Origin of the sequence: Methanobrevibacter sp. UBA188 (assembly GCF_905234905.1) — an archaeon.
Taxonomy (GTDB): Archaea; Methanobacteriota; Methanobacteria; order Methanobacteriales; family Methanobacteriaceae; genus Methanocatella.
This window is the reverse complement of sequence record NZ_CAJOJM010000053.1, coordinates 1-8,177: the sequence shown is the minus strand read 5'-3', so window position 1 is coordinate 8,177 and position 8,177 is coordinate 1. Positions and strand designations below refer to the sequence as shown.

Here is an 8,177-nt window from a genome sequence, read left to right as displayed (position 1 = left end):
ATCGCTGAAACTATTGAATAAATTAAAGTCATGAACACAACCGATACCAGTGTGGCCGACAGTATGAATAGTGGATAATTATCAATATGTACTCCCAGAATATGCGCTCCCGTAATGGTTACGAATGCCTGCAGAATGCTTAAAGTTACATAAAGTAAAAGATTACCTGCATACATTTCAAATGGAGAATATGGTGTTCCTTCACTTGATTTTGGTGGCATCAATACGCATGTAATTAAAGCACCAACCCACATTGACAATACGATGTAGAATGGGGATACTCCTGAACCATAATCTGGTACTGGATATACTTCATGTCTGTCCAGTTTTATAGGTGCGAAGAAATAGTCTCCTAGAGTTGTTTCATTAATTCCGGTAATAGCTGCAAGTGCATCTGCAGATGATGCCAAACCTGCTGATGCAGTGAATAATGCTTGCGCAGCTGCACTTGAAAGTAGTTCCGCACCTGCTGCTAGACTTACTGATCCGTCCGCAAGTAATGATGAATTTCCTGCTAAGTATGATGCTCCCTGTGCAAGTTCTGCTGACCCTTGTGCCAGGTCTACTGACCCGTCTGCAAGCGCACTGCTTCCGTTTGCAAGATCAGAAGTTCCTTGTGTATATTGTTTTATAGGACCATCCGGCATTAATGATGGGTCTACTGTTTCTTGAAGTTCCTCCGCCCCTTGCTGAAGTTTTTCTGATCCTGAACTTACCTCTTTGGCACCTGATTCAATTTCAGGCACATGGCTTTGAGCGGTCTTTGATCCCTCTTTTATTTGGCTTGCACCATCAGATACCTGACTTGCACCTGCGGAAACCTGGTCTGCACCAGCCTGAAGCTGGGATCCTCCACTGGATAATTGGCTTGCTCCTGCAGCAAGACCTGATTGGAGTTCTCCAAGTTTTTCATATGCTGCAAGATTTATAAGTTCTACAATTTTGGCATTAAGTGATGTATAAACGGCATTTGCACCTGCGTCAGTTAATCTGTTAGCAACGGGGTTCGCTTTAATGTTTACAACATATTCCAGTTTTGCCTGTTTTGGATTATCTCCTGTAATCGAAGCGATGTTCTCACTCAGGTTTTTGGGTATTACAATTCCGGCATAATATTTTCCCGTATTAACACCGTCCCTCAGTTCATCTTCAGTTACAAATGTCCAGTCAAATTTAGTATTATTTTTAAGTTCCTTGACAAGTTCATTTCCTATATTTAATTTTTGGCCTTCAAGTGTTGTGCCATTATCTAAATTGGCTATGGCAAATGGCACATCGCTGGTTTTTTCATAAGGGTCCCAACATGCCTCGATATTTATGAGAGCATAAAGAGATGGCAATATGATTACTGCTATTATTACAATTGTCACGATGGGATTTGCAAATACACTTTTGGCATTGTTTTCAGTTAATTCAACAATTTTCCCAATATCTTTCCTACTCATTTTAAATCACTTTTATTTCAAACGTTTTTTAGAAAGATTTACGTATTTTGAAAGTTACTAATAAAAATTAAAATGATTCTATTAGTTTAAATTTCCTTAAAATCTTAAAAATATTAAACTTCAATTAATATTTTTGTCTTGATTTATCCTTCATTATTAATTTTATAATGTAATTAATATAAAACTATTGTTAATATTTTTTTGTATAGAATTAGTGTATATTAAATTATTTTGATATTTTTTCTTAAATTCTAAAATTGCATTCAATTTTTTTCTCAAAACAAATATATATCTATAACACAAAAATATTATCAATCTTTAAAAATTAAGGTGTTTTGACATGAATTTTAAAAAGAATGTAGTTATGTTTACGATATTGATTTGTATACTTTTTAGCATTTCGTGCGTTGCTGCAATTGATGTTAATGAAAATGTAACTGCTTATGACAATCAACAGATTATTGATGATGAAAATGAGAAATTGCTTAATTCTCCTCAGAATGATTTAATTTCAAGTAGTGAGGATGAGTTAATTTCTAGTTCACAGGAAGACTTGCTTTCCGCCAGTTCCAAGGGCACATTTTCAGAGTTGCAGTCTATGATATATTCAGCCCCTGAGGGCAGTACAATAACTCTAAAAAAGGATTATGCTTATGATAAAGCAAGCAACACTACTGGAATTATAATTAACAAGAGCTTGACAATTAATGGTAATGGACATACCTTGGATGGGTTATCAAAATCCAGAATTTTCTTTGTAATGTTTACTTTAAATCCTGATGCCCATAATAAGGTAGTTTTAAAAAATATGGTCTTTAAGAATGGTTACACCAAGTATTATGGTGGAGCAATAGTCAATGCTGGAGATTTGACATTAGACAAATGTACTTTTAAGAATAATCGTGCAAAAATTGCAGCGGGAGCAGTTTGTTCTATAGGGGCTTTGAAATGTAAAAACAGTAATTTTTATAAAAATACTGCTTATGGAAGTGCTGGCGCAATTTTTTCATTAAACTTTAAGGAGTCCTTTAAGTATTATTTCAATCTTCAGTTAGGTAAGAATGGTGTGACAAGTATAAAGGATCTTCTCCAGTCCTTGATGTTGGATGTTTCCATTGTTCCTTTAACTGATTATATAACCAACTGTAAATTCACAAAGAATGTTGCATCTGGACGTGGTGGAGCTGTTTACGGTTTTACTCACCTCAGTATTTCTTCAAGCAAATTCACTTCAAATAGAGCTAAGGAAGTGGGGGGTGCTGTATATGGTGCTAAAAATCTCTATATTAAAAATTCCAAATTCTATTATAATAAGGCCGGCAGCAATGGTGGTGCTGTTTACTTTAAATGCCATGATTTGACCGGCAGTTATGATAAGAACGGCAACTGGAAAAGTGGTGTAAAATTTTATAAAAATTCCATTAAAAATTCCGTTTTCACAAAAAACTATGCTATACGTGGAGGTGCAATATATGGATTTAAATATGCTGATAAACCTAAAGTTTCTGGTGCCAAAGCAATAAAATGTACATTCAGCGATAACAATGCAACAAGGGATGGTAATGAGATTTTTGGAGGAACTCTAAAGAAATGCACTTTTAAAAATACATTGACTTTAAAAGCGGTCAAAGTTAAAAGATCAGCCAAAAAGCTAGTCTTGACTGCAAAATTTAAGAAGGGTTCTAAAATTTATAAAAACAAAAAGCTCACTTTCAAATTTGGTCTCAGCACATATACTGCAAAAACCAACTCCAAAGGTATTGCAAAGGTAACTATTTCTTCAGGTGTTTTGAAAAAGCTTAAATTTGGAGATACCGTCAAATATCAAGTCAGTTCTAAAAAGTTTATAGATAGAAAAACTGCAAAAGTTTATAAGTAGATACGGTTGTATCTACTGACATTTATTTTTTTCACAGTAACGATTGCATTTCAGCAATCCTGATCAAATTCCACTTGAACATATACTCTTGATTTCGCATTGGGCTATTTTTTTGAAATCATCTATGTTAATGTTAAAATCAGTTAATTATTTTACAGTGTGAATGTCTTTTTTGTTAAATTATTAATGCATGCATTGATTAAATGCAAGTATTCGGTTTGTTTAAAAAATAAAAAAAGATTTAGATACTCATCAGAGTATCTTTTGAATTTCTTCACGAACGATTTTATTCACGAGTCCGCCGTCAGCTTTTCCTTTTAACTGTTTCATGCACATTCCCATTAAAGGACCCATTGCGCCCATTTGACGTTCTTTAACCATTCCTTCATTTTGAGCTACAATTTCTGCAATGATTTTGGCAACGTCATCTTCACTCATCATAACCAAATTGCTTTTCTCGGCAATTTCTGAGATGTCAGTATCTGGATTTTTAATGGTTTCAATGGATAGTTTTCGAACGCTGTCCTTTGCAATTTTGCCATCTGCTAAAAGTGTAAAGATTCCTTTGAAGTGGTCTAGGGTTAATACATCAATGTCATGGCCTTCCCTTTTGATTTCACGCAGGTCATATGCAAGAAGTGAAGCTACTGGTGTTGCATCAACACTAACGCCAGCCAAAATGTCTTCAAACATATCTGCCTCTTGTCTTTTAACAAGTTGTGTTGCTAAATCTTCACTTAACTTATATTCCTCAATAATTCTGGCCTGTTTAACGTCTGGCAATTCAGGCAAATCATTAGCTATTGGTTCAATTCTATCTGCAGTAATTTTGAATAATGGAATATCTGTTTCAAGATACATTCTGTTTGCAGTCGGAAGAGGTCTCATATATTCTGTATTACCATCATCAAGTGCTTTTCTTGTTTCTTCAACAACGCCGTCCAAACCTAAGTTTGCTCTTCTTTTAACTTCTTCTAAAGCTGATACTGCAATATCTTCATCATGGGCTACAATGATGAATGCATCATCATCACCAATATTTAAGAATTCTGATACTCTATCAACTTCATCTTGGGTTATTCCGTAAGCTGGCAATTCGTCTGAGTGGAATATTCCTGAAACGCCACGTTTTTTGGCATAACTTGCAATTTCAGTTCCAAATCTCCTGTCTGGTTGAACTTCACGACCAATCAAACCGTTGAAACCTTTTAAAACAACTGCCTTTATGGTTTCAGCTGACTTTAGGATTTTGGATTCGGTTTCTTCAAATAATTCATCCAAAGTATGAATTTCTTCCAGGACTTCAGCATTTCTGTTTTTAAGTTCATTTCTAATGTCAATTAATTCAAGCTGTCTTGTAACTTCACGGTTTACAATTTCAGCCATTAAATCCAAGTCCTGCACACCTTTGATTTCTACACGTGCACCTTCTGCAATGGAGATGTTAAGATCCTGTCTGATTGTTCCGAGACCTCTTTTAACATTTGTGCTTCTTAAGATTTGACCAAGCATGTATGCTACTTCCCTGACCTGATCCGGATGGTGCATTGAAGGGTCTGTTGTGATTTCTGCAAGAGGTATTCCCAATCTGTCAAGTCTGAATTCTGTAAATCCGTCTTTGGTTTCAACTCTTCTTGCAGCGTCTTCTTCAAGACCTAAACTTTCGATAACTACTCTTCCATATGGGGTATCCAAGTAACCATCAGTTGCAACCATACCTGTTCTCTGGAAACCTCCAGTGTTACTTCCGTCGATAACCTGTTTACGCATTGTATGGAATTCATCAACAATATGCATATTCATCAAACAGGCAATTGTTATACAAATATCCAATGCTTCTTCATTTAAGCTGTGAGGTGGTTCATCGTCGTTTTCAACAAGACAAGTATGTTTTTCAAAGTTTTCATATTTGAAGTTAAGGCCTCTTAAGGATTCCTGCAAAGCGGCTCTGTCAATTTCACCGAGTTCAGATTGTGTTGGCCTTAATTTTCTTTGAACAAGTTCATCAAAATCATCATCAACAAGTTCTGTTTTACATGGGCAGAATAACTTATGCTCACTGTTCAATTGTTGGTGAATTTCAAGTCCCATTTTTAATCCTAATTCATTATAATCCATATTAACCACCTAGTTCAAGAAATCCTTAATTGAGGATTTTGGTGAAAATTCACCTGCAACATTAGTTTGCATAATCTCCTTAACATTATTGTAATCGTCACTTTGACCCAATGCCCAGCATAATTTGACATATGCGGTTTCAGGGGTCATGTCCAATCCGGATATGACTCCAGAATCAAGAATGTTACGTCCTGTTGAGTAAACATTCATATTGACTCTTCCATAAAGACATTGGGAAGTCATAATTATTGGAATATTCTCTTCCTGTGCTCTTTTAAATGAGTCTATTAAGTTGTTTGGCACATGTCCAAGACCGGTTCCTTCAATCACAAGACCTTTATATCCTTTGTCGATGTGATATTCAATATAATCTTTGGAAATGCCTGGGAAACTTTTGATAAATCCAACTTTTTCCTCAATGGATGTATTCAATTCAAGTTCATTTGCTCCACGTTTTGTGTAGCTGTAATCAGGATTGATTTTGACTTTTTTATTTTGGATTTTAGCTATCGGCTGAGCATTTATGCTTCTGAAAGTATCTCTTCTTGATGTGTGCATTTTTCTAACCTTTGTTCCTTTGTGCAGGTAAGTGTAGTTGTCATTCAAGCTTCCATGCATACACACACAAACTTCGGCTATATCAGATTTTGCGCCAACCACTGAATCAATCAGGTTGATGTTGGCATCACTTGAAGGTCTGTCTGAACTTCTTTGAGCGCCTGTGAGAATAATTGGAACTGGTGTTTTGAGCATAAAACTTAATGCTGCTGCAGTATAATGCATTGTATCAGTACCGTGAGCTATTACAACACCGTCAGCACCTTCAGAAATGTCATTGGCTATTTCCTCAGCAGCTTTAACCCAATATTCATGCTTCATATCTTCACTTAATATATTATATAATGCCTTAACGTTGTAGTTGGCATAATCTAATAGTTCGGGATTTGCCTTTACAAGGTCTGAAGCGGTAAATTTAGGGTGAACTGCACCAGTCCTGTAATCAATGACTGATGATACTGTTCCACCTGTTGACACGATTGAGATATTCTGTTTTGAGGGATCGGTTGGAATGTCCTCTTCATCATAACCGATTTTAGGTTTTTCTCCTTTTTCAATTAGTTCCGCAGTAGTATTGTCTATAGCTACTCCTATATTGTAACCGCTGGACAATTTTATAACCAGATACCCATCGTCGGCATCTTCAGGTCTATCAAGCAAAATACCAGTATAGGTGATATCTTCCTTGTGTACTTTAATGGTATCTCCTATACTTAAATCGTAATTTTCTATATATTTTTTAGCATTTTCTTTATATGTCATTAAATCACACTATGAATTGTTTTTAATCCATTCTGCTCCCGCTTTTAAAACTTCAATATTCACATCAATGACTTTTGGTTTTGATGCAAACATTTCACGAATAGCATTTTCATAAGATTCACGTTTTAAAACATCACCTAACTCGGTCAATGCACCTAAAAGTGCAGTATTTGCAGTTCTTGCATTTCCATGTTCTTCAGCAATGTCAACACAAGGCATTGCAATAACCTTAACGTCCCGGTCAGTTTCAAATTCACCAATCTTTGAATCGTACAGGATTACTCCTCCTTCCTTAACATCATGTGAGAACTGTTCCAAGGATGGCTTGTTTAAAGCAATAAGAATGTCAATATCATCCACAACTGGGGTTCCTATGGTTTCATTTGAAATTACAACTGAACAGTTGGATTTTCCACCTCTCTGTTCCGGTCCGTAACTAGGATACCATGAAACATGTTTTCCTTCAGCACAGGCCGCTTGAGCTATTGTAAGTCCAGCGCTTAAAACTCCTTGTCCACCAAATCCGGAAACTTTAATGCTTACAGGTTCAATATCCTCATCAACGTAACCTGAACCTTCGCTTCTGTTCACATTAAATATTTTATCCAATGATTCTGTTGAAAAGTCACTGGCAGGCCTTATTACTGGTTCTTTTGTGTATAAGTTATTTCTGAAGTTTTTAACAGGGAATTCTTTTTCCATCTGTTCTTCAATAAATTTCTGTGCACTTGCCACATCCTGTTTTAAGTTAGTAGGGCAAGGTGATAGAACTTCAACAAATGAATATCCTTTGCCTTCTTTTTGAACGGTTAGGGCTTGTTTTATTGCAAATTTTGCAAGTCTGATTTTTAAAGGATTGGCTAGAGAAACCCTTTCAATAAATACTGGTGCCTTTAATGTATTGATCAATTCGCACATGTGGGTAGGGTGTCCTGTATAATCAGGATCTCTTCCTGTTTGGCATGTAACGGTTTTCTCACCAATCAATGTTGTCGGTGCCATTTGCCCACCGGTCATTCCATATACTGTATTGTTTACAAAGAACACTGCAATCTTTTCTCCACGGTTTGCAGCTTGCAATGTTTCATTTAAACCGATTGAAGCTAAATCCCCATCTCCCTGATAGCTCATTACGATTGCATTGTCTTCAGCTCTTGAAATTCCAGTAGCTACTGCTGGTGCCCTTCCGTGAGCGGTCTGGAAGTTTCCACAGTTAAAGTAGAAGTAAGCATATACTGAGCATCCAACAGGAGAAATCATAACACATCTCTCTTGGATTCCAAGCTCATCCATACATTCGGCAATTAATTTATGTAAAATTCCATGTCCACAACCTGCGCAGTAGTGAGTTGACTGAATATTGGTTCCTTTTCTAGGATACTCTTCTAAAAGGGATTGTGGATTTCTACGTATCT

General features: G+C 36.1%; 5 protein-coding genes. 1 reads left to right on the top strand and 4 read right to left on the bottom strand.

Features of this window, described 5'->3' with window-relative positions:
* The coding region (locus QZ143_RS08405) for a YhgE/Pip domain-containing protein (protein WP_292883137.1) at nt 1–1,445 on the bottom strand (1,445 nt) is incomplete at its 3' end.
* 340 nt (nt 1,446–1,785) lie between these two features.
* Here QZ143_RS08405 and QZ143_RS08400 point away from each other — a divergent pair.
* Nucleotides 1,786–3,324 (top strand): hypothetical protein, encoded by a 1,539-nt coding sequence (locus QZ143_RS08400; protein ID WP_292883135.1) that lies wholly within the window; start codon nt 1,786–1,788, stop codon nt 3,322–3,324.
* A gap of 252 nt (nt 3,325–3,576) precedes the next feature.
* On the opposite strand, the gene gatE is transcribed toward QZ143_RS08400, so the two are convergent.
* Genes gatE through QZ143_RS08385 form a run of 3 tightly spaced genes read right to left on the bottom strand, consistent with a single transcriptional unit; the run spans nt 3,577 to nt 8,175 of the window.
* A complete protein-coding gene (gene gatE, locus QZ143_RS08395) occupies nt 3,577–5,442 on the bottom strand; it encodes a Glu-tRNA(Gln) amidotransferase subunit GatE (protein ID WP_292883133.1) in 1,866 nt (621 codons plus the stop codon).
* Between the two features lie 9 nt (nt 5,443–5,451).
* A complete protein-coding gene (gatD, locus tag QZ143_RS08390) occupies nt 5,452–6,762 on the bottom strand; it encodes a Glu-tRNA(Gln) amidotransferase subunit GatD (RefSeq protein ID WP_292883130.1) in 1,311 nt (436 codons plus the stop codon).
* Nucleotides 6,763–6,771: 9 nt separating this feature from the next.
* The gene (locus QZ143_RS08385) at nt 6,772–8,175 is read right to left on the bottom strand and encodes a 2-oxoacid:acceptor oxidoreductase family protein (RefSeq protein ID WP_292883127.1); all 1,404 of its coding nucleotides are present in this window, start codon (nt 8,173–8,175) and stop codon (nt 6,772–6,774) included.
* Between the last annotated feature and the right edge of the window lie 2 nt (nt 8,176–8,177).